Genomic DNA, 1,120 nt, shown 5'->3' on the forward strand with positions numbered 1-1,120 from the left:
ATCCGCAGGACGTCCTCGCGGAGCTCGACGCCGGGGACGTGGTGCATGAAGCCGAAGCAGACCGAGAGGTCTGCTGCCGGCACATCGGCAAGAAGGGCCGCGCCGCAGCGACTTTTGCCCATAAGGGCCTCGAGCACGTCGAGCTTCCTATACATAAAGCCCGTGACCGCGTCGGCATGCCCCGACTCGTCGAAGGCCAGCTCGTCGCAGGAGTCCACGCCGTAGAGCTCAAGCGGGCGATCGATCTCTTCGGCAAGGAACGCCTCGAAGCGGAGATTTCCGCAGGCGAGGTCGAACACGCGAAAGGGGCGGTCGGGGTCGCCCTGGCCATGGCCAAGGTGCTCCCCCGCGACCTCGAGCGCGCGCTCCCACCCAGGCCACGGCGCCTGTCGGGTGCGCGAGAACGATGGGGCGTTCAGGCGATAAAACCGGTTGTTGAGCTCGATGAGCCTCTGTGCGAACGCACGCTCCACAGCAGATCCCCCGCGGCGGCTAGAATGGTCGTATGGAAGAGATTCTATTGCAGATAGCCGCGCTCCTGCGCGAAGGGCGCCAGGTTGACGACGCCGTGGTGACGAAGCTCGTGCACGCGGCGTCGCGCGGTGCCGCGCAGCCTCCGGCCAAGCGGCAGCTTCTGCCCTTTTACCTGCGGACAAAGCAGGAAGACCCAGAGCGCTGGGCCTCGTGGCAGATCACACCCGACCTCGAGCGCGAGCTTCTGCGCGCCATCCGCATAAAGCCCCGCCGCACCGCCTCGGGCGTGGCGACCATCACCGTGATCACCAAGCCCTGGCCGTGCTCGGGCGACTGCGTGTTCTGCCCGAGCGACCTCAGGATGCCCAAGAGCTACCTGCACGACGAGCCGGCGTGCGCCCGCGCCGAGCAGAATCGCTTCGACCCTTATCTGCAGGTGAGCTCACGGCTGACGGCGCTCTCGCAGATGGGGCACGCCACCGACAAGATCGAGCTCATCGTGCTCGGCGGCACCTGGACCGACTACCCTGAGGACTATCAGGTCTGGTTCATGAGCGAGCTTTTCCGCGCCCTCAACGACGACGCCGTGGCCGACGAGGCGGCAAACCCCATGCTCAGGCGCTCCGGCGGCCGTGGGGGTGCCGAG

2 pseudogenes are annotated in these 1,120 nt (G+C 66.9%); one reads left to right on the top strand and one right to left on the bottom strand.

Annotated elements, in window-relative coordinates:
* Nucleotides 1-473 (bottom strand): annotated as a pseudogene (locus tag ACT84W_RS08570) (class I SAM-dependent methyltransferase); the annotation flags it as partial.
* Nucleotides 474-505: 32 nt separating this feature from the next.
* Here ACT84W_RS08570 and ACT84W_RS08575 point away from each other — a divergent pair.
* Nucleotides 506-1,120: pseudogene (locus ACT84W_RS08575) on the top strand (elongator complex protein 3); the annotation flags it as partial.

It is taken from the genome of Paratractidigestivibacter sp., assembly GCF_052362415.1.
GTDB lineage: Bacteria > Actinomycetota > Coriobacteriia > Coriobacteriales > Atopobiaceae > Paratractidigestivibacter.